Below are 22,845 nucleotides of genomic sequence, written 5' to 3'. Positions count from 1 at the left end.
ATTATAATCCGCTGAAGTCGACTCCCTCAAATACCAGCGAAGGAATCTGCCATGAACGGTTCGGTTGAGGGTCATTGCCCACAGCAACCAAGGAATTCCATAAAGTAACCATGTTACCCGTCACATTCATTTCGTTGACGGGCTGTGTCAGCTTGCCGTCTTCAATAAGGAAACCCTCTATACCATAAGAGAAGTCACCGGTACTGCTATTGCTGTTACCGCCATTGAAGCCCGTAACCAAGATGCCTTGTTTAATATCTGCAACCAATCCGTTCAGGTCCTTATCGCCCAGTGTCAGAATTAGACGTGAAGGTGCACTGATAGTAGGAGCTATATCCATCTTCTTACCATTGTAGGTATCGATGAAATAAGTTTTCAGCACGCCTTTGTCAAAAACAGTGCGGGGTTCGGTAGCCACACCCTCATTATCGAAATAGCGTGAACCGTTTGCACCGATAGCATGCGGCTCGTCACGCAACGTGAAGAGGTCGGAAGCCACTTTCGTATCCAGCTTATCCATCAGGAAGGAGTTCTTTTGTTGCAAAGCACTGCCATACAATGCACTTAGCATCGGACTGAGCAGGTTTCCCACATTCATAGGGTCAACCACCATTGTATATTTACCCGACTTTGCTTTCTTCTGTCCCAGCTTGCGCAATACGCGTTCCAATGCCTTGGCACCGATTCCCGTCTTCGTCAATTTATCATAGAACAGAGCCGAGTCGTACCAGTAATCCTGAGGGCGAGCTTCGCCTTCTCCCTTAATGGATACACTGGCTGAGACAGAGAACCAGGTACTCTTCGACTCGCCTTCAAATCCGTTGCTTATCAAACGATAGGAAGAACCCTCGCCATCACTATAAGAAGAATCAACCGAAATGATACGCTCATCCTTGCCCAATACCTCCTCTGCAGCAGCACGTGCAATCGCCACTTTATCATCCGGGTTGACTTCATAGAGTTTCTTGTCAAAAAGCTGCAAGTCAGGCTTGCCTCCTTTATAGTAGCGTGCAGGGTCGGCCAGCATACGCGACTCATCCACCGCCAGATAGCGGGTAGACTCTATACCATTCGTGATAAGAGTTTCCAATTCTTTCTTATCCAGCCGATTGGTGGAAAAAGAGCCGAAACGTCCGTCCACATAAAGATTCAATCCCAAACCATTCTCCGTAGACTGCTGCAAACGGTCCATTTTGCCGTCACGCAGTTCAAAAGAAGAATTAGAATTTGTATATAGCACCAGTTTGGCTGCCTGGCAACCGTTCTTCAAGGCATATTCCATTGCCCATTGTGCCAATTTCTTATTGTCGTCTGTAATCATGTCTTTAATTGATAGTTGATAATTAACTTTCTCCTCCTACAGTCAGCTTGCTGACTAGTGCCGATGGCATACCGCAGGTAACGGGACAAGACTGACCGTCTTTACCACAGGTCCAAGTACCGTTGTCAATCTTATCGTTATTTGCCACCATCGTGATGTCAGCCAATGCTTTCGGACCATTACCGATGATATTTATATCCTTGACGGGCTGCGTCAACTTGCCATCCTCAATCAAGTAACCCGACTTCACAAAGAAGGTAAAGTCTCCGGCACCGATTTGCACCTGGCCATTGGTAAACTGGTCACAATAGATACCTTTCTTCACGGTGGAGATAATGTCCGCTTCCTTCATATTGCCGGCTTCCATATAAGTGGCACGCATACGGGGGATAGGAGTATTACGGAAAGTATCGCGACGTCCGTTTCCAGTAGGAGCCACCCCATAATGCTTGGCACTGATGCGGTCGTGCAGATAACTGGTCAGGATACCTTCCTTCACGATATAGGTTTTCTGGCCTTCCACACCCTCATCGTCGAAATTCACGGCTCCACGATTGAAAGCGATGGTACCGTCATCCACCACGTTGATATGCTCATCGCACACCTTCTTTCCCAAAAGGTCGCAGAAAATGGAAGTACGTTTACGGTTGAAGTCAGCCTCAAAAGCATGTCCTATGGCTTCGTGCAACAAGATACCCGAACCGCCAGCCCCCATCACGACGGGCATTTCGCCACCTTTGGGTTTCACAGCCTTGAACAAGATAGCAGTCTTATCCACCGCCTCACGTGCAATAATATCCACGATGTCATCCGTCATGAATTCAAAACCCTTGCGGTAAGAACGACCGGCATAACCGTTCTCCATCTTTCCATTCTCTTCCATGATGCAGACTGCCATAAAAGAAACCATCGGACGGTAGTCGTAGTAGCTCACGCCCTCGGAATTACAGAACAGCACGTGCGATGTACTGTCAGAAAGAGAAGCCTGCACCTTACGTACACGATTGTCCAAAGAGAAAATCTTTTCGTTCAGCTTTTCTAAATAAGGTATTTTTGCCTTGACACTCACGTCCTCCCAAGGTTCAGTGACGGCATAGCGGCTTTTGGTAATTGTCTTTTCCGTCAGTCCTACAGATTTTCCGGCCTTGCCCGAAGAGGCGATACGGGCAGCAGTACGTGCAGCACGCAGCATTTCTTCCATAGTTACCCCTTCCACATAAGCATACCCCGTCTGGTCGCCTGCCAATACGCGTACGCCCATACCGAAGTCAATGTTAGCTCCACAGTTGTTTACTTTGCCGTCCATCAGAACCACACTGTTGTTGAATGTGTGTTCAAAATAAAGGTCGGCATAATCGCCGCCTTTTTCCAGAGCGGCAGCCATCACTTTCTTCAAGTCAGCCTCCGTCACACCGAAGTGAACCATTGCCGAAGCTACGGCAGACTGATTATCTGCTCCTCCTAAAGCTCCGCGTACTGACGCAGGCATAGCCAACGAGGGTACTGCCAGCGAACCTAACATCGCCAGACTTCCCGTCCGTAAGAAATTTCGTCTATCCATCCTTTTCAGTTATTAGTTATAAGATATTGTTTTTTATATCATAGTTATATGACGTAAAAATAGGAGATTTTGTCACACCTTAGCTTTCCTTTGTTAACAAACTTTCCAATTCCTCTGCATTCAGACGCAGATAGAATTGTCCTTTGTAAGCCACTGAAATACCTCCGGTCTCCTCCGATACAATGATGGCATGCGCATCAGACACCTGGGAAATCCCCATGGCAGCACGATGCCTCAGCCCCAGTTCCTTAGGAATGTCCAGATTATGGGAAACAGGCAGGATACATCCCGCCGCTTTGATACGTTTCTTACTGATAACCATCGCTCCATCGTGCAACGGACTGTTCTTAAAGAAAATATTCTCAATCAGACGCTGGTTTATATCGGCATTGATAATCTCTCCCGTACGCACCACATCATCCAAAGGCAGATTATGTTCAATGACAATCAGGGCACCAACCTTCTGCTTCCCCATACTGATACATGCCATTACCACCGGCATGATGTCGTCATGTTCCAGCTTCTCTTTCTTGTTACCGGTGAAGAAGCGCACCAGCGCACTGGCATGCTGATGCGAGCCGAGTGTCAGCAAGAAGCGCCGTATCTCGTCCTGAAACAAAATGATAAGCGCCAGCACGCCCACACTGACCAGCTTGTCGAAGATGGAACCGAGCAATTTCATCTCCAGCACCTGCGATACCACCAGCCATATCAGGATAAACACCAGGATACCCGTAAACACATTTATAGAACCGGAGGCTTTCATCAGCTTATACGTATAGTACAGCAAAAAAGCCACTAACAGAATATCTATAAAATCTTTTATTCCAAATTCAAAAAACACGATATTGAATGATTAGGGGTTAGGGACTAGGAATTATTTCGCATGGCTTGCACAATCCGTACGGTTTCCACGGCTTCTTTCACGTCGTGTACGCGGAGAATGTCAGCACCTTTCAGCAAACAGATGGTATCGAGCACCGTAGTACCATTCAGCGCCTCCTGAGGAGTAATGTCCAACAAGCGGTATATCATCGATTTACGTGAAACGCCTACCAGCAAAGGCAACTCAAAAATACGGAACTCTTCCAGATGGGACAGCAATTCATAGTTATGCTCCATTGTCTTTCCAAAGCCGAAACCGGGGTCCAGAATGATGTCTTTTACACCTAAGTCACGTAATTGCTGCACCTTGCGCGCAAAATACAAGAAAACCTCTTTCAGAAGATTGTCGTAATGAGGATGCTGCTGCATACTTTGCGGAGTGCCTTGCATGTGCATCATAATATAAGGTACGTTCAATGCCGCAACGGTATGGAACATATTCGCATCCATCTCACCGGCCGCAATATCATTGATGATGGCAACACCATACTCTTCCACACACATTCTTGCCACATCCGCCCTAAAAGTGTCTACCGACACCACAGCATCCGGCTGTATCTCAAAAAGTATTTTCAGGCCCATACGCAACCGTTCCATCTCTTCCCTGGCAGAGACATTGTCGGCATTGGGACGGGAAGAGTAAGCGCCTATGTCAATAATGGCCGCTCCCTCCGAAACTATCTGTTTCACCCGGCGTGCTATTTCCACCTCTGTCTGTGTACGGCTACCGGCATAAAAGGAATCGGGAGTAACGTTCAGTATGCCCATGACACGGGGTTGAGAGAGGTCGAGCAGCGAACCGTTGACATTTATATATCGGGCAGTTGTAATTTCCATAGGCAGTCTGTTCTATATAGTACCTGCAAATGTAAACAAAAAAGTGGTTTCAAAATACATAAACTCATAAAACTGATAAGTTTTTTGCTTGTACCCGGGAAGGGAGAGGATTAAAACTATATCTTTGCACGATGGTTTACCACAGATTACACAGATTCACACAGATTGATTTAATTATAAAGTCATGGATATAACAGCTATACATCAGATATTCCTAACATGCACCAGTGTCACTACTGACAGCCGTAACTGCCCCCAAGGCTCTTTATTCATTGCGCTGAAAGGCGAGTCATTCAACGGAAATGCCTTTGCCGCCCGAGCGCTGGAAAGCGGAAGTGCTTATGCCATAGTAGATGAAGAAGCCTATGCCCCCGCAGGCGATACACGATACATCGTGGTGGAAAACAGCTTGAAGACCTTGCAACAACTTGCCAATTACCACCGTCGGCAGATGCGTACACCCATCATCGGCATTACGGGTACAAACGGAAAGACTACTACCAAGGAACTGATGTCCACCGTACTTTCGCAAACTCACAACGTGCTCTATACCTTGGGAAATTTGAACAATCACATCGGTGTTCCCCTCACCTTGCTTCGCCTGCGCCCTGAACACGACCTTGCCGTGGTGGAAATGGGCGCCAGCCACCCGGGAGACATCAAGGAGCTGGTAGAGATAGCCGAACCTGACTACGGGATCATTACCAACGTAGGAAAAGCCCATCTGGAGGGATTCGGCTCTTTTGAAGGAATCATCAAGACCAAAGGAGAGATGTACGACTATCTGCGGACGCGGAAAGAAGCTACCATCTTTATCCATAACGACAACCCCTACTTGAAAAAGATAGCCTACGGACTCCACCAGATTGCCTACGGCAGTGAGGACGGGCTGTACATCAACGGACACGTCACCGGCAATTCTCCTTACCTCACCTTCGAGTGGAAAACGGACAACGAAAGCAAATATCACGAAGTACAAACCCGGCTTATCGGTGAATATAACTTCCCCAATGCTCTGGCAGCTGTCACCATCGGACATTTTTTTGGTGTGGAACCGGAGAAAATAGACAAGGCACTGGCCGGATATACCCCGCAAAACAACCGTTCACAACTGAAAAAAACAGCGGACAACACTCTGATTATCGATGCCTATAATGCCAATCCCACAAGCATGATGGCTTCCATTAGTAACTTCCGGAACATGCAGGCCGAAAACAAAATGTTGATATTGGGAGATATGCGGGAGTTGGGTAAAGACAGTGCCGACGAGCACCAGAAGATTGCAGACTATCTGGAAGAATGCGGATTCAAGGATGTAGTTCTTGTAGGGGAATTGTTTGCCGCCACACGCCACTCTTATCAGAGTTATCCCGATGTAACCGCACTCATCGCAGAGCTGCAAAGAGAGAAACCTTGCGGGAAAACAATTCTGATAAAAGGGTCGAACGGCATCAAGCTAAGTTCCGTAGTTGAATACTTATAATCCTATTTCATCCTTGGCCTTAAAATGAAATAGCCGACCATTGATGCAAGCACCGCTCCCGTGGTATTGGCCGCAAAATCCAGCCAGTCTCCACCACGGTATGTCGTGCAGTATTCTTGCAGCAACTCCACCATTCCGCTGAACAAAACGGGACAGACAAACGCCCCTGCCCATGCATGCCATAAAGGGGCGTTGTCTCTCCGGTGAGCGCGAAGAAACTCCAGCCACAGCATTCCTGACATGCCGAAATACATACAGATATGCACCACCTTGTCTATATTGGGAATCTTGCTTATTTCTGTAGAAGGCGGTTTAAAGAATGAAAGATAAATCACCGTCAGAATAATAAAAAGCGACACCGGATATTTCTTAATATAATATAGCATATACCAAATTATCAACGAACTGTGCGCAAAAGTACAGAACATTTTCTATATTTGCATGTTTTAGCTGGTATTAATAACGAATTGAAAGAAAAATCTACGTTTTATGACAAAAAGTGACAGAGCCAACTTCGGAAGCAAATTAGGCGTCATACTTGCCTCGGCAGGCTCCGCAGTCGGTTTAGGCAATATCTGGCGTTTCCCGTTTGAGACCGGGAATCACGGAGGTGCGGCATTTATCTTTGTATACCTGGTTTGCGTGCTCATTCTCGGCATCCCCATCATGATTGCAGAATTCCTCATCGGCAGGCGCTCGCGTGCCAATACGGCAAGGGCTTATCAGAAATTGGCACCCGGCACGCATTGGCGCTGGGTAGGACGTATGGGCGTACTGGCCGGATTCCTTATTCTGGGATATTACTCCGTTGTGGCAGGATGGACGCTTGAGTTTATCGGCGAAGCGGCTACCAACAGTTTTGCCGGGAAGTCGGCAGCCGATTTCATCGCATCCTTCAACAGCTTTGTCAGCAACCCCTGGCGTCCGGTCATCTGGCTGGTGCTATTCCTGCTGGCCACCCATCTCATCATTGTCAAAGGAGTGGAAAAAGGTATTGAAAAATCAGCCAAAATCATGATGCCGATGCTATTTGTCCTATTGATAATCCTTGCCATCTGCTCCATATCCCTGCCCGGAGCAGGAGCAGGCATTGAATTCCTGTTGAAACCGGACTTCAGCAAAGTGGACGGCAATGTGTTCCTTGGAGCCATGGGCCAGGCATTTTTCTCCTTGAGCTTGGGGATGGGATGTCTCTGTACATACGCTTCTTACTTCCGCAATGATACGAACCTGCCCAAAACGGCACTCAACGTGGCCGCTATCGACACCATGGTAGCCATTTTGGCAGGATTCATCATCTTCCCTGCCGCCTTCTCTGTAGGCATCAAACCGGATGCGGGTCCCAGTCTGCTATTCATCACCCTACCTAATGTCTTTCAGCAAGCGTTCGGCAATATTCCCTGGCTGGCGATACTGCTGTCTCTGATGTTCTATATCCTACTGGCATTGGCAGCACTTACTTCCACCATTTCCCTGCACGAAGTGGTAACTGCCTATCTACATGAAGAGTTCAAGTTCTCACGCAGCAAGGCAGCCAGATACGTGACAGCGGGCTGTATTTTCTTAGGAGTATTCTGCTCACTGTCTCTCGGTATCGGCAAAAGCTATACCGTATTCGGGCTAAACCTATTCGATTTGTTCGACTTTGTAACGGCCAAGCTAATGCTACCGTTAGGCGGTTTCTTCATTTCCATCTTCATAGGCTGGTATCTAGACAAGAAAATCGTATGGGAAGAAGTCAGCAACAACGGTACCCTGAGAGTAGCCGTCTACAAACTATTGATATTCATCCTGAAATACATTGCCCCGATAGGAATTGCATTGATTTTTATCAATGAGCTGGGTTTTCTGAAATAAGCCATCATGCAGAACCCCTTTAAAGAATTCCTTTATTTCTCCCGGGGAGAAAGGCGCGGAATACTGGTTTTGATTACCGGCATTATTCTCGTCTTTCTCTCCGGGTATATTTATATATACCAAAGAGAGCACCGCCCTCTCTCCGATGAAGCAATCCGGCGGCAGGCCACTGCCATGGCAGAATACGAATCGTTCGTCGCATCCATACAAGAAAAGGAACAAAAATGGGACAACAGACTTAATTCTTCCTCCCAAAAACAACCGACAACCGTCTCTCTCGTCCGTTTCAATCCCAATACTGCCGACTCCGTCACTTTTTGCCGACTGGGACTGCCCGGATGGATGGCGCGGAACATACTCCGCTACCGTAGCAAAGGGGGGAAGTTCCGTGAGGCAGAAGATTTCCGGAAAATATATGGAATGACAGAAAAACAATATCAAGCACTCCTACCCTATATCCACATCACTCCGGAAGACACAGAAACAAGAACCGTCCAGTTATACAGCTCTCCTGCAAGCAATGACAGCACTGCTACTTCCCGAATTGCACCGGAAAAATATCCGGCTGGAATCCTTGTCGACCTGAACCGTGCCGACACCACAGAACTGAAGAAAATACCAGGCATCGGTAGCGGCATTGCCCGTCTAATCATCGGTTATCGGCAACGCTTGGGAGGATTCTACAACATCACGCAATTACAAGAAATCCATTTGGACACCAGCCAATTGCAGTCCTGGTTTTCCATCGACACCCGTGCCATCCGCCTCATCAACCTGAACCGTAGTAGCATAGAGAGGCTGCGCCACCATCCTTACATCAACTTCTACCAGGCAAAGGCCTTTGTAGAATACCGGAAGAAGAAAGGCGACCTTCATAGTCTGAAACCTTTTGCACTTTACGAGGAATTCTCCGATACCGATTTGGAGAAAATCAGTCACTACGTTTGCTTTGAATAACAGCATCATGCAACATTTTTCAATGTCTGATGCAACCTTTTCACCAGTCATTTCGTCTAACAAGCAGAAACACCCTAAAAACAGGAAGGCCTACTGCAATAAGGATTAGAACCATCGTATCAATATGAAAAAATTAATGATTATAACCATGCTGCTGGGCAGTATGGCACAGAATGCTTTTGCTCAAAAAATAGAAATAAAAGGAACCGTCCGCGATGCTTCCGACAAGAGTATAGAGTATGTCAATGTGGTATTACAGACCATCGACTCTACTTTTGTCGCCGGTGTGACCACAAGTCCAGAAGGAGAATTCATCTTCAAGAACACGGCTACCGGAGATTACAGACTTGTTCTTTCCTGCATCGGGTATAATACCGGATACATCACCCTCAATGGAGTAAAGCGCCATACCGACCTTGGACCAATCGTATTAGACAGTGCTTCTATCGCACTGGAAGGAGTGACTATCACCGGCTCCAGCCAAATCAGCCGTGCAGACCGCAAACTGGTTTTCCCATCCGAAAGACAAATGAAAACTTCCACAAACGGAGTGAATCTGTTGCAGGAACTGATGCTGCCACGTATTCTGGTCAACCCCATGAACAATGAGATTGGATTGTCCGGCGGTGGAGAACTGCAATTACGCATCAATGGAGTCAAAGCCGAAATAGACGAGATAAAAGCCATTCGCCCTGCCGACATTATACGTATAGAGTACCATGACAATCCGGGACTGCGCTACGGTAATGCCGAAGTCGTTTTGGACTACATAGTGCGCCGACCTAAAACGGGCGGAAACTTCGGTGCCGACATTTCCCAAGGGTTGAACACGATGTGGGGAAACTATAATCTGTACGGCAAAGTAAACCACAAAAAATCAGAATTCGGCTTCTCCTATTACATGGGACCGCGGGATTTTAACGGCATGTACCGCGACAATGAAGAAGAATTCCACCTGGCAGACGGCACTACACTCAGACGCCTGGAGAAAGGAGAGCCCAGCAAGGCAACCATGTACCAGCACAACCTAAACGTAAATTACAGTTTGCAGGCTTCTGAAAATTCCCTTTTCAGCGCCACCTTCCGCCTTCGAGGAAACAATCAGCCGCACTGGGATTATAAAGGAACTCTCTATAACGCCAATGACGAAGCGGACGTGGTAGACATGACCGACCGTACCGACCAGAGCTGGACACGTCCCTCACTCGATTTGTACTACCAACAAGACCTGAAAAACAAACAAACCCTGGTATTCAATGTAGTAGGCACCTACAATCGGGAAAAATCGCAGCGGCTCTACCAAGAAAGCACCCTGGGAAACATATTGACCGATATTGACAACAATATCCGAGGCAACAAATACTCCCTGATTGCCGAGGCCATTTATGAGAAGCAATATTCCAAGGGGAACGCATTGAGCTTCGGTCTGAGCCATACACAGTCCTACTCTAACAATGAATACAGAAACGGGCATTATTATGAAACCAATATGCACCAAGGGAACACATACATATTCGGAGAATACCGTGGAAAGATAGACAAACTAAACTACCGGCTGGGAGTGGCCATGACTCGTTTCTACTATAATCAGAGCGGCAAGGACAAATCTACCGAGAGCTACAGTTTCAACCCGAGTATCGTTCTGCACTATGCCATGTCAGACAACTCCTACCTCCGCTGGAAGGGAAACATCTATAACGCTTCTCCTTCATTGGGCGACCTCAGCGATGTGGAACAAGCAGTGGATTCATTCCAGATACGTCGTGGTAACCCGAATCTGAAGTCGTACATGTGCTATCATACGGAGCTGACTTACGAGTGGAAAAAAGGCATCTTTTACACCAACTTATGGGGAGCCTATGACTATCGTCCCAATGCCATTATGGACGAGAAGATTCAAGAAGGCAACAAAATAGTGCAGACTTGGGACAATCAGAAGGATTGGCAGAAACTCTCCGGACGTGCCATGCTCCGCGTAGGACCCATCCGCGACATTCTGCAATTTTCTTTTACGGGCGGTGTCAACCATTACATGAGCCATGGCAATCACTACTCACATACCTACACCAACTGGTTTTGTGAGGCAGAAGCCTCATTAAACTACAAACAGTTCTCTCTGTTCTGGCAGATAAACACCAATTGGAACAATTTCTGGGGAGAAACCCTCTCGGGAGGAGAAAACATCCAGATGTTAGCTGTATATTACAAGCATAAGAATCTTCGGGTAGGAGTCGGTGCATTCAATCCTTTCACCGACAACTATAAAGTACAAAGCGAAAACTGGAATAAATTCGCATCCTACAAGACAAATAATTACATAAAAGAAAGCTCCCGCATGTTCCTGGTGAACTTTTCCTACAACTTCTCGTTCGGCCGCAGTTTCAAGACAGCACAGCGGAAGGTAAACAACAGTGACAATGACTCGGGAGTAATGGGCACGGGGAAATAGGCTCAGACCATTTTATTGATTTCCCCGTCAATCAGATGTATCGTCCGGTCGGTGAGCTGCGCCAGTCCTTCATCATGGGTTACGATAACAAACGTTTGTCCGAAACGGTTACGTAAATCAAAAAAGAGCTGGTGCAGTTCTTCCTTATTATGGGTATCCAAGCTGCCGGAAGGTTCATCTGCCAGCACCACTGCTGGATGATTGATGAGAGCACGGGCCACCGCCACACGCTGCTTCTCACCTCCCGACAACTCATTCGGCTTGTGGGAGGCCCGTTCGGCAAGCCCCATGAATTCAAGAATTTCCGTAGCCGCCTCCTTGGCTTCCTGCTGTCCTCTTCCGGCAATGAAGGCTGGTATCATTACATTCTCCAAAGCCGTAAACTCCGGCAGCAGTTGATGGAACTGGAACACAAAGCCGATATGGCGGTTGCGGAATGCGGAAAGTTCCTTCTCCCTCATACGGTTGACTTGTGTACCGTCAATAACCACCGAACCGCCATCCGGCATATCCAACGTACCCATGATTTGCAGCAAGGTAGTTTTACCCGCTCCACTGGGGCCTACAATGCTGACAATCTTCCCTTTCTCTATCTCCAGGTCAATACCCCGCAACACTTGCAGGTTACCGAAACTCTTCGTTATATTCTCTAAATGAATCACTAGGCTATTTACAATTTGACAATTTACTATTTACTATTTGATAGTTTTCTTTCAAGTGCTATTACTATAGTCTTTTAATTACATATTCGGCCAAATAGCAGCCAAAAACTGCGGGCATGTAGCTCACTGTTCCACAGGTGGACTTCTTGTTCATCTCGTCGTCCGTCAGCAAAACGGCATTCGGATCAGCCTGTTCGGTGCTGAAAACAACTGGAAGTTTCCGCTTTATGCCCATTTTTTGCAAACGCTTACGCACAGCCTTGCTCAACCCGCAATGATAGGTATCCCAGATATCGGCAAAGCGCACTTGCGAAATGTCACTCTTTGCTCCTGCCCCCATGCTGGACACTATCTTGATATGCCGCTTCATGCTTTCCGCTATCAAGTGGCATTTTGGAGCAAGCGTATCGATGGCATCCACCACAAAGTCATAAGCCGCATCATCCAGCAGTTCCGGTATGTTCTCATCTTTCAAGAATACGGGCAACACTCTCAGTTCCAGAGCCGGATTAATGTCCCTGAAACGTGATGCCAATATCTCCGCCTTCTTTTGCCCCAGGGTAGAATGCAGAGCCGGCAACTGACGGTTTATATTCGTAGGCTGCACGGTATCGGCATCGACAATCGTCATCCGCCCCACTCCGGCACGGCATATCATCTCGGCCGCATAAGCACCTACACCACCCAGTCCTACTATAAGTACATGCGCCTTGCATAACCGTTCCATCTTTTCATCTCCCAGTAGGAGTTGCGTTCGCTGTTTCCAATCTTCCATTCTAGCTTTTCTTAAACCATTTATAGAACCATTTGCCTACCTTCTCGTAATGCTGCGACTCATTGTTGCCACGCGGATTTGAGAAGGATACCGCATCCTGCGGTTCACCCAGTTGGTCTGGATACAACACAATCAGACTATTGTTTGCAAAATATTTACTGATTTGTGCTGGCAACTTCTCGAAGGAGCTGTCATAGGAGATGGAGCCCCGGCGGGCACTGATAATCACTAACAGATGGTCAAAGTTCACTTGTCCGGTCAATATCAGTAAGTCCCCCCAATCGTCCAGGCGGGAAAAGTCTGTCAATGTCTGTCCATATTTGGCTTTCACCAGCCCTTGAAGATGGGCGGTAGTCTCTTCATTGGCATAAAAATGCACCCGACAGCCCAAAGTACTCCCCAACCGGCAGAAATGTTCCACCCACTTCAGGAATCCCGCCTCATACTCGGCTTTCGGAGGTACCGCCACAATCACCCGCCTAATTGTGTTAATGGGCATCAGGAACTTGGAAACCATCACCTCGCGATGCAAGCCCTTCAGCAGATTCTCCGTCAGCATACCGAAGAATGAATCCACAATATTGACTTTACGGTGCAGACCTATAATGACATCCGTTACCGCATATTCTTTTGCTGTATGGATAATGCCCGAAGCGATATTCAAGTCGTAACGCGTGATTTGCCTCAACGGCACATCTGCCGAGGCCGTTATCATGGCAGCCTTTTCCAGATAGCGTTTCCCACGCAGTTCGGCGCTTTCAGAACTACTATCGTCGTTGATGACATTCAGTGCCAACAAATTATCCCGTTGCTTCGGGTCGCGTATCACCAAAGAAAGATTTATCAGGTCTTCAATCGTATCGGGGTTGGCTATCGGAATCAATATCTTCTCCGCTTCCACGGAGCGGTTTTCTTCCAGATGCGCCTCCTCCATGGCAATCTTCCGTGCGGCACGCTCCGTAATGAACGAGCTCACAATGCAAGTTACAAGAATCAGCAGGACGGTACCATTCAAAACATCATCGTTCAGCAAGCGTTCCCCATCGGGCAGAATGATGTTGTACCCCACCAACACAGCCGCCAGCGTTGCCGCTGCTTGTGCATTGCTCAATCCGTACATCAGCTCCCGTTCAATCCCTCCCATCTTATATATTTTCTGCGTCAGCCAGCAGGCAATCCATTTACCTGCCAATGCCACCACAATCATTACAGCCGCTACTTTCAGAGCATCGCCATGACCGAAAATCACATGCACATCAATCAACATACCCACACCTATCAGGAAATAGGGAATAAACAAGGCGTTGCCCACAAACTCCAGATGGTTCATCAGCGGAGAGACATGCGGAATCAGCCGGTTCAAAACCAAACCTGCAAGGAAAGCACCCAGGATACCTTCCATCCCCACAAACTCCATCAATCCGGCTCCGAGAAAAACCATGGCAAGCACGAATATGAACTGCATCACGTTGTCATCGTACCTCCGGAAGAACCAACGGCCTATGCGTGGAAACAGATATACAATCAAAATACCCAGGAAGATAACCTTTATGACAAGCCATACCCAAAAGAAGCCGTCCGACTCCCCCTTGAACATACCACCCACAACGGCCAGAACCAGCAAAGTGAGTGTATCTGTAACCGCCGTCCCCCCCACTGCAATGCTCACACTACGATGCCGCGACACACCGTAACGAATCACGATGGGATAGGCCACCAGCGTATGCGACGCATACATACTTGCCAGTAGAACAGAGGTCAGCACCCCGTACTTCAACAAAGCTATATTCGTTACCAAGCCTATGCCTATGGGCACAATAAAAGCCAAGAGCCCCAGAACAAGCGCTTTGCCCCGGTTCTGTTTGAAGTCTCCCATATTCATTTCCAGACCGGCAAGGAACATAATGTAATACAAGCCTACTTTGCCGAAAAGCTCAAAACTGCTATCACGCACCAAGATATTGAAACCATGCTCCCCAATGACAAGCCCCGCCAGTATCATTCCGATAATGTGCGGAATACGAAGCTTATTCAACAATATGGGAGCAAACAATATAATGAGGAGTACAAGGAGGAATATCCATGTAGGGTCGGTGATGGGAAGTTTCAAGCTGAAGTCAAACCAATCCATAGGCTGTAAGTTTTAGGTTTTGAATGCAAAATAACGAAAAACTTTTCACTTTATGCGGTGTTATACAGCATTTTGTTATAAATTTGCGACCAATTCTATCTTTTTAGAGATAGTATTTCACTTTTTTATAAACTTAATTTAAAACAAAAGAAAAATGAAAGTAGCTATTGTTGGAGCAAGCGGAGCCGTGGGACAAGAGTTCCTGCGAGTGCTCGATGAAAGAAATTTCCCGTTGGACGAGTTAGTATTGTTCGGTTCTAAACGCAGTGCCGGAACCAAATATACCTTCCGCGGTAAACAGATCGAGGTGAAACTCTTGCAACACAATGATGACTTTAAAGGGGTTGATATCGCTTTCACTTCCGCAGGCGCAGGCACCTCCAAAGAATTTGCCGAAACCATTACCAAGTACGGAGCAGTGATGATTGACAATTCCAGCGCTTACCGTATGGACGACAATGTACCTTTGGTAGTGCCCGAAGTGAATGCCGCCGACGCCAAAGAACGTCCTCTCGGTATCATTGCCAACCCTAACTGTACGACTATCCAAATGGTAGTGGCACTGAAAGCCATCGAACAGCTTTCCCATATAAAGACCGTACACGTTTCTACCTATCAGGCTGCTAGTGGTGCCGGCGCTGCTGCCATGGACGAGTTGTACGAGCAATACCGCCAGGTATTGGCAGGCGAACCCGTAACCGTTGAGAAATTCGCTTACCAGCTGGCATTCAACCTCATTCCGCAAATCGACGTATTCACCGAAAACGGCTATACCAAAGAGGAGATGAAGATGTTCAACGAGACCCGTAAGATTATGCACTCTGACGTAAAGGTCAGTGCTACTTGCGTACGTGTTCCCGCTCTCCGCTCCCACTCCGAAAGTATCTGGGTAGAGACCGAGCGTCCCATCTCCATAGAAGAAGCCCGCGAAGCATTTGCCAAAGGCGACGGACTGGTGTTGATGGACAACCCGGCAGAAAAGGAATACCCCATGCCGTTGTTCCTCGCGGGCAAAGACCCGGTTTACGTAGGTCGTATCCGCAAGGACCTCAGCAACGAAAACGGATTGACGTTCTGGATTGTGGGCGACCAGATTAAGAAAGGCGCTGCACTGAATGCGGTGCAGATTGCAGAATACCTGATTAAGGAAAAGGCACTGTAAGAGAACAATGAATAAAAAATAAGGGATGTCCTAGAAATGACATCCCTTATTTTTATAATCCACTTTATGGTATTACCAACCTGGATTCTGAGTCAATACCTGACCTTTATTCTCATAAATAGTCAACTGTGCAGCCGGTATGGCACGCAAATAGTAGCGTTCCGAATTCAATTCACCAGCCTTAAATATACGAAGTTCCTTTTCACGAAGATAATAAATATACCCTTTTTCAGTATCCTCATTACCCGGATTCTCTGGGTCGAACAGATAGAGCACTCTCTTGCCGGAATCATCTTTTGAAGATATTTCCGGATAATCGGCCATATTGACATAAGCACCTAGGAAAGACATGGTAGGATAACCATTTGCATCTTCTGAGTTTAAGTATTCAAACTTGGCCCAACGACGGAGGTCTTCACCACGACGGCCTTCCATAATCAACTCAATACGACGCTCACGACGGATTTCCCACAAAACCGGATTGACATCAGGGTCACGGGCAGGGTCATTAATAACAACCCCATTCACACTCAAGTTGCTGCCATTCAGTTGAACTTTCGGCATAGTCTTGGCTTCAGTATCTCCCCACTTCGTCAGCTGACGGTCACGGAGTTCATTGATAGACTTGTCAAGGTCGCTCTGCGAGAAAGCGTTACCCCCCACTTGGGCAATCTCATAACGCGCCTCTACATAATTCAGCAGCACTTCCGCATAGCGGATGCACGGCGCATCAGCCGGACTTAATCTACCGGTACAATAATCCAGACCAGCCACCCACCACTCGTCGTTCAAGAACTTTTTGGTAGGATATCCCGTTGGTGATGTACCTTCGGTATAATTTGTCCCCATGGCGCTCATGATACGAAGACTGTCGGCAACTGTTTGATACAAACGCGGGTCACGGTCTTGAAATGACTTCTGAATACTCGGGTCTTCCTTACCTTGATACAGCGGAGACTGACCTATCGGCAAACCGTCACTACAAAGATAAGTGTTGATTACATCTTGCGTAACACCACCCTGAGTCTGATCTTCCGGACCATTGTAGGACATCAAAGCATTACACTGCAAACCGCTTGTATATTCACGATACCAGATGACTTCCGGATTGTTAGCCAAATCGTCCGTAGTAAACAAAGCATTATAAGTATTGCCTATTGAATAGATACCAGAGTTCATCACTACCTCTGCACCATTAATGGCTCCTTGCAGCAAGTTCTTAATATCACCATCCGCCACCTTCTCTGAAGTAGGACCTACAGTAGTACCGTGATATTTCAGCCATGTGGCATGATACAGCATTTCGCGTGACATATACGCACCAACCACATATTTGTTGACTTGGCGCTTCGTATCATCCGTACGTACATTATCCAATGCATATTGAAAATCCTCTTGTATCTTCTGCGCTACATACAAATAAGAATCACGGTCTTTATAAAGAGCCGGGTCTGCCGGGTCTGTCACCTTATCGTAGTAAGGAACACCGCCATAATACTTTGCCAGCGTACTATAGGCCATTGCACGGAAATAGCGTGCAATACCTTCCCAGTGTCTCTTGGCTTCGTCCGAAATATTCATTCCGGGAATCTTCTCAAGCATGACATTGGCTTTATAAATAACACTATAATTGTCCGACCAAGTTCCCGTCCGGCTATTCCAGTCTGTAGTGGCAGAAGTGGAGAAATAAATATATCCTGAACCGTTTGTATTTGCATTATTCAGATTGATAAAATCATCCGTATAGTCATCTCCAGAGAAATAACCGGCAAAAACAGTATAGTCGGTACCATATCCTGCAAAGTAGGAAGAATAGAAGTCTTGCGCATAAGTACGCAAAGAAGTTTCAGTCTGCCAATAAGTGTCATTGGTCTGCTTGTCCTGCGGGTCTTTATCCAAAAAATCGTCGCAACCGCAGAGCGAGCTCATTGCCAACGCACAAACGATGTATAATAAATTTTTCTTTTTCATAACTGCAATTACTATTAGATTATAAACTAAGCTGAATACCGAACGACACTGTCTTCTGATATGGATAGCTACGGCCAAAGTTACGCTGGTCGCTCCTTGTACCAGCAGTACGTATACCGATTTCCGGATCGATAGCAGGCTTCACACCGTCGATGGTGAAAAGGTTTTCACCGGTGAAATAAACACGCAAGCCTTGCACCTTGAATTTACTTAACCAAACCTTAGGAAGAGAATAGCCCACAGTAAATGTCTTCAGACGCAGATAAGCCATATTCAGCAAATAGCGGTCATTCACGCTATAGTTACCCGAAGCAGACTGCCTGTAATCCATCGGACGGGGATAGAAAGCATCTGTGTTTTCGGGAGTCCAATAATCTTCAGCTCCTTTGTAGAAGGGTTCACCGGTAGTAAAGCCCGGCAATACCTGGTTACCTGCTGCCCAAAGTTTCCTCTTGGCTACCCCCTGGAAGAACATGCTTATATCAAAGCCTTTCCAAGCAGCATCCAGATTCAGACCAAACTGCAAACGCGGCAGAGCGTTACCAATAACACTAAGGTCGCCCACTTCATTTGTATTTGTCTGTTTTACGATTTCACCGTTGTTGTCGAGGTCTTTATAAAGTACATCACCGGGAGCAAATTGATAACCGGCAGGGAATACCTTGGTCTGGTCGGGCAAACCGGCTTTCAAAGAACCGTCAGCATTAAAGTCATCTTCCGTCAGAAAACGGTCGAACTGCAAGCCCCAGATATCACCCAAAACCATACCTTCTTTATAAGCACCCTTATCCCACCAGCCGGTAGCTCCATAAGAAGGAATCTTTGTATTATACGTCCACTTGGTTACTTCAGTTCTGTCATCGGCTACAGAAGCCGTCACGCCAAAGTGCAGACCATTCTTGAAGGTGTGGCGATAGTCAATGGCAAGTTCCCACCCTTTGGTCTGGATAGTACCCATATTTTCATATGGAGCGTCAGCACCCAATGTAGCAGGCAGGTTGGCAGTAGTCAAAATATCACTGGTAGTACGGTTATACCAATCAAACGTTACTCCCAAAGCATCATTGAAGAAACGGGCATCCAAGCCAAGGTCAAGTGTAGTAACCTTCTCCCAAGTAAGGGTTGAAGACACAATAGTCGGTTTTTGCGTTGACTGTACTTTCTTTCCATCGATAATCCAACTGTCAACAGAAGTGGACAGAGTGGAGATATAACGGTCGGTACCTACATCCTGGTTACCAATCATACCCCAAGAGCCACGAATCTTCAACGTACTCAGATAAGGCTTCAGTGACTGCATGAACGGTTCTTCAGAAATACGGTAACCGGCAGACATAGAGGGGAAGAAACCGAAGCGGTTGCCCGAAGGGAAACGGGAGGAACCGTCATAACGGCCGTTCAGCTCCAACATATATCGGTCTTTATAAGAATAATTAAGACGTCCGAAGAAGCCTGCTACAGACCACCAGGTATGCGAGGAGCTTGTAGTCTGGTCACCTGTAGCCAGATTCAATTCCGGTTTTGCAGGGTCGAGCAGACCTTTGCGTTGTGCCCAGTAATATTCATATTCGCTCTTTTCAAGGCTGGAACCTGCCATCGCCTTAAAATCATGATCTCCCCAGCGTTTGGCATAAGTTGCCACGAAGTTGGCTGTCAGATTCTCCGTGCGTCCGGTTTCCTGATATACATAATCATAAGTAGCAGCAGATAGATAACTGCCATAAGAATCACGTAATGCCTCAACAGACGGACGGGTAGTGAAGATTTCATAACCACTGGTCAAGCTCGGTGTACCATACTTCTTATAGCGATTTTCCACGCTGCTATAAGCAACATCTATATCCAGTGTTAAATCTTTGATAGGCTTGATAGTTGCACCACCTGTCAAACGCAGATACTCACGTTCTTTTGTGGTAATAGGAGCACTTTTCTGTTCGGTCAAGGCGTTACGGAACTCCTTGCCTTCAAAAGTACCGTAAGGCATCATCGGCTGCCAACGATACAGATAGTACATCGGATCGTAAAGATCAATGTTATAGTTGAATGGCTTGTCATAGTCAGAACGGGTGAACATGACACCTGTACGGATAGACACATATTTGTTTAATTCAGAGTTCAAAGAGATATTGGCATTGTAACGCTTATAGTTGTCTGAATTGACTTTCATCATACCATCCTGGCTCAGATATCCCAAAGCGATATTGTAATTAGTCTTTCCGTTGCCACCGTTGATAGAAAGGCTATGGTTCTGTTGCGGAGCCCAGTCTTTAATGTATTCATCATACCAGTCCCAAGTACGGATAAAGAACATACCGCCATCGCGGAACTCAAAGTCACGACCCAATTCCATCTCACGGCCAAACTGGTCACCATAACCATATTTGTCCCAGTAATCCTTCATTTTCTGTACATGTGTAGCATCCACACGCATATTACCCACTACGTTATAAAATGCGGTAGACCCCTTAGTCTGATTGATTACACCTTGCAAGTTAATATCAGCCTGCTGCCATCCCGGAAGTTGTTCGGGTGTCTTGGTCGGCGTACGCCATGCAAAGTTATTGGTATATTTTACAGAGAGACGTTCATGTTTACTTCTTGATTTTGTGGTAATCAGCAATACACCAAATGCACCACGGGCACCGTAAATGGAAGCAGAAGCGGCGTCTTTCAATACAGAAATACTTTCAATATCGTCCGGATTCACCATAGAAATATCCGTTACTTCCACATTATCTACCAGAATCAACGGTTTGGAGTCACCATTCGGAGAACCGATACTACCACGAATCTTGATAGTAGGCGCACCACCTATCTCACCGGAGTTGGTAGTGATGGTCAATCCCGGTACCGCCCCCTGCAAGGCACGGCCTATATCCGTGATAGGACGGCTATCGATTGTTTTGTTCACATCCACGGAAGCCACCGCACCGGTCAGGTTCACCTTTTTCTGTGCACCATAACCTACTACGACAACTTCATCCAACAATTCCGTATCATCTTTCAAAACAACCTTCATTACCGAAGTTGCCTTGACTTCTTGAGTAGTATATCCCACAAATGATACTTGCAGAATAGCACCGGGCTTTACATTTAATTTGGAAACTCCATCCAAATCCGTAATACCACCATTGGTCGTACCTTTCTCAATGACATTGGCGCCAATAATAGGTTCACCTTTTGTATCTACAACTGTAACAGTCACAGAGATAGATTGCATCTGTTCTTGTACTCCTTGCGAGTCGTCGGATGCTGTTTGGGCAGCCATCACGTTGCCACTGCCTAAAAACAGAGCACAGATTGCCACCGCCGTAAAGAACTTACCATTGGCAAGTCCTCGTTTTTTGCGATCTTCATTCATAAGTGATTGATGATTTTGTTAATTAAACCAGTTTTTCAAAATTAGGGTAAGGGAATCATATAGTTCGGAATTGTCAGACCATTTCCGAAGATTTCTTTAATTTCTCATAGGCATTTTCTTTATTTAAAGGTTCATAACTTTTATATTATCTCTCTTTTTTTCTATTTATTTACCAAGTCCAGACGGAACTTAGTTATATATTATATAAGGCTAAAATTTTGTTAATTACTTAACTCTATTGGTTGTTTTAAGAGATAAAAAACTCGTTATTAACAAAGGTGAGAAATGATTCGTTCATTTCGTCCTAACAAAGATACATTATTATTTAATATCAAGAACATTTCTTTGTATTTATTTAACTTTATATTCATACATTTGCAAAAAGGAGGTTATACACCTTATTATATAAAGAATTTAAGGTTCTTCTATATTTAAAGAATGGAATTCAATCAGGCCATTCATTGGTGTTTCTTCAATGATTTCCAGTTCGATGCCAAATTCACGGGCAACTTCCCGCAAAATGGTCGCGTAGCTGTAAGCCAATGAACCCACAAAACGAATAGGATAATTTTTGTAGTCATATTGGCAGACATTACGAGTAAAGAAATTTCTCAGATTACCGGTAATCAGCTCAAATACATAGTCATCATTGGTATAATCAGCCAAAAAATAAGATATAGTAGACAAAAAGCGATTGGGGAACGGGCGGTTATACACAGATTCCATAACCTCATTCGGGCTTATACGGAACTTCTCAAAGAAATCCGCCGTTACATCTTTAGGAGCCAAACCTTTCAGTACATCAGACAAAAACATTTTGCCCAATACAGCACCACTACCCTCATCCCCCAGGATGTAACCTCCTGCCCGGACATTCTTTACAACGATTTTCCCATCATAAAAACATGAGTTTGAGCCGGTTCCCAAAATACAAGCAATGCCGGCCTCGCATTTGAACAAGCCACGTGCAGCTGCCAGCAAATCACTCTCTACCTGAATTGGAGTTTTGAATTGTGCTACCAATGAAGCTCCCAATACATTTTTCTTTTCATAAGAAGTACATCCGGCACCATAATAATAGACTTGTTCCAATTTCCTTTTGAAAAAATGCTCGGGTAATCCTAACCGCACACTTCGGCTAATCTCTCTTCTCGTTTGAAAGAAAGGATTTAAGCCCTCTGTGAAGGCTCGCTGTATCAGACGATTATCTTCAACCAGCGCCCATTCTGTTCTCGTAGAACCACTTTCTGCAATTAGTTTCATAGGTAGTTAGTTTTAGAATTGAATACAAATATATAGCTTTTTTTAATCTTTCCAAGGCTATTTCAAGAAAAAATCATTTTGCTGGCCATACATCTCCCTTTTGCTCATATCCTCAATCATCCAACAAAGTATTCCCACTTTTCCAACGCAACCGCGTTTTAGTCAAAACA

General features: G+C 46.1%; 16 protein-coding genes. 5 read left to right on the top strand and 11 right to left on the bottom strand.

Annotated elements, in window-relative coordinates:
* Window position 1 precedes the first annotated feature (1 nt).
* From DW947_RS12865 to folP, 4 genes are all read right to left on the bottom strand, one after another.
* The gene (locus DW947_RS12865; RefSeq protein WP_005824904.1) at window positions 2-1,321 is read right to left on the bottom strand and encodes a TldD/PmbA family protein; all 1,320 of its coding nucleotides are present in this window, start codon (window positions 1,319-1,321) and stop codon (window positions 2-4) included.
* 22 nt (window positions 1,322-1,343) lie between these two features.
* The gene (locus DW947_RS12860; RefSeq protein WP_005824906.1) at window positions 1,344-2,882 is read right to left on the bottom strand and encodes a TldD/PmbA family protein; all 1,539 of its coding nucleotides are present in this window, start codon (window positions 2,880-2,882) and stop codon (window positions 1,344-1,346) included.
* Window positions 2,883-2,961: 79 nt separating this feature from the next.
* Window positions 2,962-3,726 carry a diadenylate cyclase CdaA gene (cdaA, locus tag DW947_RS12855; protein WP_005824908.1) on the bottom strand — a complete coding sequence of 255 codons (765 nt, stop codon included), beginning with the start codon at window positions 3,724-3,726 and terminating at the stop codon, window positions 2,962-2,964.
* A 26-nt stretch (window positions 3,727-3,752) separates the two neighbouring features.
* Window positions 3,753-4,604, bottom strand: a complete 852-nt coding sequence (gene folP / locus DW947_RS12850) for a dihydropteroate synthase (protein ID WP_005824910.1) — start codon at window positions 4,602-4,604, stop codon at window positions 3,753-3,755.
* A 184-nt stretch (window positions 4,605-4,788) separates the two neighbouring features.
* Here folP and DW947_RS12845 point away from each other — a divergent pair, with 184 nt between their 5' ends.
* Window positions 4,789-6,087, top strand: a complete 1,299-nt coding sequence (locus DW947_RS12845; RefSeq protein WP_005824911.1) for a UDP-N-acetylmuramoyl-tripeptide--D-alanyl-D-alanine ligase — start codon at window positions 4,789-4,791, stop codon at window positions 6,085-6,087.
* A 2-nt stretch (window positions 6,088-6,089) separates the two neighbouring features.
* Here DW947_RS12845 and DW947_RS12840 read toward each other — a convergent pair whose 3' ends face one another.
* Complete coding sequence (locus tag DW947_RS12840) at window positions 6,090-6,473, bottom strand: VanZ family protein (protein ID WP_005824913.1); 384 nt, start codon at window positions 6,471-6,473, stop codon at window positions 6,090-6,092.
* A gap of 103 nt (window positions 6,474-6,576) precedes the next feature.
* On the opposite strand from DW947_RS12840, the gene DW947_RS12835 reads away from it, so the two are divergent.
* The 3 genes from DW947_RS12835 to DW947_RS12825 all read left to right on the top strand — a co-directional run bounded on the left by DW947_RS12835 (window position 6,577) and on the right by DW947_RS12825 (window position 11,350).
* Window positions 6,577-7,944, top strand: coding sequence for a sodium-dependent transporter (locus tag DW947_RS12835; RefSeq protein WP_057281369.1), 1,368 nt, complete (start codon window positions 6,577-6,579; stop codon window positions 7,942-7,944).
* Between the two features lie 6 nt (window positions 7,945-7,950).
* The gene (locus DW947_RS12830) at window positions 7,951-8,901 is read left to right on the top strand and encodes a helix-hairpin-helix domain-containing protein (protein ID WP_057281370.1); all 951 of its coding nucleotides are present in this window, start codon (window positions 7,951-7,953) and stop codon (window positions 8,899-8,901) included.
* Between the two features lie 124 nt (window positions 8,902-9,025).
* Window positions 9,026-11,350 (top strand): TonB-dependent receptor, encoded by a 2,325-nt coding sequence (locus DW947_RS12825; RefSeq protein ID WP_117963520.1) that lies wholly within the window; start codon window positions 9,026-9,028, stop codon window positions 11,348-11,350.
* 2 nt (window positions 11,351-11,352) lie between these two features.
* Here DW947_RS12825 and DW947_RS12820 read toward each other — a convergent pair whose 3' ends face one another.
* The 3 genes from DW947_RS12820 to DW947_RS12810 form a co-directional block, all read right to left on the bottom strand.
* Window positions 11,353-12,012 carry an ABC transporter ATP-binding protein gene (locus DW947_RS12820; protein ID WP_044468256.1) on the bottom strand — a complete coding sequence of 220 codons (660 nt, stop codon included), beginning with the start codon at window positions 12,010-12,012 and terminating at the stop codon, window positions 11,353-11,355.
* A 64-nt stretch (window positions 12,013-12,076) separates the two neighbouring features.
* A complete protein-coding gene (locus DW947_RS12815) occupies window positions 12,077-12,787 on the bottom strand; it encodes a ThiF family adenylyltransferase (RefSeq protein WP_044468255.1) in 711 nt (236 codons plus the stop codon).
* Between the two features lies 1 nt (window position 12,788).
* Complete coding sequence (locus DW947_RS12810) at window positions 12,789-14,918, bottom strand: cation:proton antiporter (protein WP_117963519.1); 2,130 nt, start codon at window positions 14,916-14,918, stop codon at window positions 12,789-12,791.
* 154 nt (window positions 14,919-15,072) lie between these two features.
* Here DW947_RS12810 and DW947_RS12805 point away from each other — a divergent pair, with 154 nt between their 5' ends.
* Window positions 15,073-16,080 carry an aspartate-semialdehyde dehydrogenase gene (locus tag DW947_RS12805; protein WP_009037764.1) on the top strand — a complete coding sequence of 336 codons (1,008 nt, stop codon included), beginning with the start codon at window positions 15,073-15,075 and terminating at the stop codon, window positions 16,078-16,080.
* A 72-nt stretch (window positions 16,081-16,152) separates the two neighbouring features.
* Here the strand turns inward: DW947_RS12805 and DW947_RS12800 are convergent, their stop codons facing one another.
* The 3 genes from DW947_RS12800 to DW947_RS12790 all read right to left on the bottom strand — a co-directional run bounded on the left by DW947_RS12800 (window position 16,153) and on the right by DW947_RS12790 (window position 22,675).
* Window positions 16,153-18,051 carry a RagB/SusD family nutrient uptake outer membrane protein gene (locus DW947_RS12800; RefSeq protein ID WP_117963518.1) on the bottom strand — a complete coding sequence of 633 codons (1,899 nt, stop codon included), beginning with the start codon at window positions 18,049-18,051 and terminating at the stop codon, window positions 16,153-16,155.
* Window positions 18,052-18,070: 19 nt separating this feature from the next.
* Window positions 18,071-21,412 (bottom strand): SusC/RagA family TonB-linked outer membrane protein, encoded by a 3,342-nt coding sequence (locus tag DW947_RS12795; protein WP_117963517.1) that lies wholly within the window; start codon window positions 21,410-21,412, stop codon window positions 18,071-18,073.
* 414 nt (window positions 21,413-21,826) lie between these two features.
* On the bottom strand, window positions 21,827-22,675 hold the full coding sequence (locus DW947_RS12790) for a hypothetical protein (RefSeq protein ID WP_005824933.1): 849 nt from the start codon (window positions 22,673-22,675) through the stop codon (window positions 21,827-21,829).
* Window positions 22,676-22,845 lie beyond the last annotated feature (170 nt).

The sequence above is a fragment of the Bacteroides sp. AM44-19 genome, assembly GCF_003603395.1.
In the GTDB taxonomy this organism is placed as follows: Bacteria; Bacteroidota; Bacteroidia; order Bacteroidales; family Bacteroidaceae; genus Bacteroides; species Bacteroides uniformis.
Note: the sequence above shows the minus strand (reverse complement) of the source record. Positions and strands in the feature narration are given on the sequence as shown.

Bases quoted from the DNA above. Each gene is read 5' to 3' on its own strand.
- DW947_RS12835 (WP_057281369.1), top strand. From the start codon at position 6,577: ATGACAAAAAGTGACAGAGCCAACTTCGGAAGCAAATTAGGCGTCATA.
- DW947_RS12815 (WP_044468255.1), bottom strand. From the start codon at position 12,787: ATGGAAGATTGGAAACAGCGAACGCAACTCCTACTGGGAGATGAAAAG.
- folP (WP_005824910.1), bottom strand. From the start codon at position 4,604: ATGGAAATTACAACTGCCCGATATATAAATGTCAACGGTTCGCTGCTC.
- DW947_RS12830 (WP_057281370.1), top strand. From the start codon at position 7,951: ATGCAGAACCCCTTTAAAGAATTCCTTTATTTCTCCCGGGGAGAAAGG.
- DW947_RS12860 (WP_005824906.1), bottom strand. From the start codon at position 2,882: ATGGATAGACGAAATTTCTTACGGACGGGAAGTCTGGCGATGTTAGGT.
- DW947_RS12840 (WP_005824913.1), bottom strand. From the start codon at position 6,473: ATGCTATATTATATTAAGAAATATCCGGTGTCGCTTTTTATTATTCTG.
- DW947_RS12800 (WP_117963518.1), bottom strand. From the start codon at position 18,051: ATGAAAAAGAAAAATTTATTATACATCGTTTGTGCGTTGGCAATGAGC.
- DW947_RS12865 (WP_005824904.1), bottom strand. From the start codon at position 1,321: ATGATTACAGACGACAATAAGAAATTGGCACAATGGGCAATGGAATAT.
- DW947_RS12805 (WP_009037764.1), top strand. From the start codon at position 15,073: ATGAAAGTAGCTATTGTTGGAGCAAGCGGAGCCGTGGGACAAGAGTTC.
- DW947_RS12845 (WP_005824911.1), top strand. From the start codon at position 4,789: ATGGATATAACAGCTATACATCAGATATTCCTAACATGCACCAGTGTC.
- DW947_RS12795 (WP_117963517.1), bottom strand. From the start codon at position 21,412: ATGAATGAAGATCGCAAAAAACGAGGACTTGCCAATGGTAAGTTCTTT.
- DW947_RS12810 (WP_117963519.1), bottom strand. From the start codon at position 14,918: ATGGATTGGTTTGACTTCAGCTTGAAACTTCCCATCACCGACCCTACA.
- DW947_RS12825 (WP_117963520.1), top strand. From the start codon at position 9,026: ATGAAAAAATTAATGATTATAACCATGCTGCTGGGCAGTATGGCACAG.
- DW947_RS12790 (WP_005824933.1), bottom strand. From the start codon at position 22,675: ATGAAACTAATTGCAGAAAGTGGTTCTACGAGAACAGAATGGGCGCTG.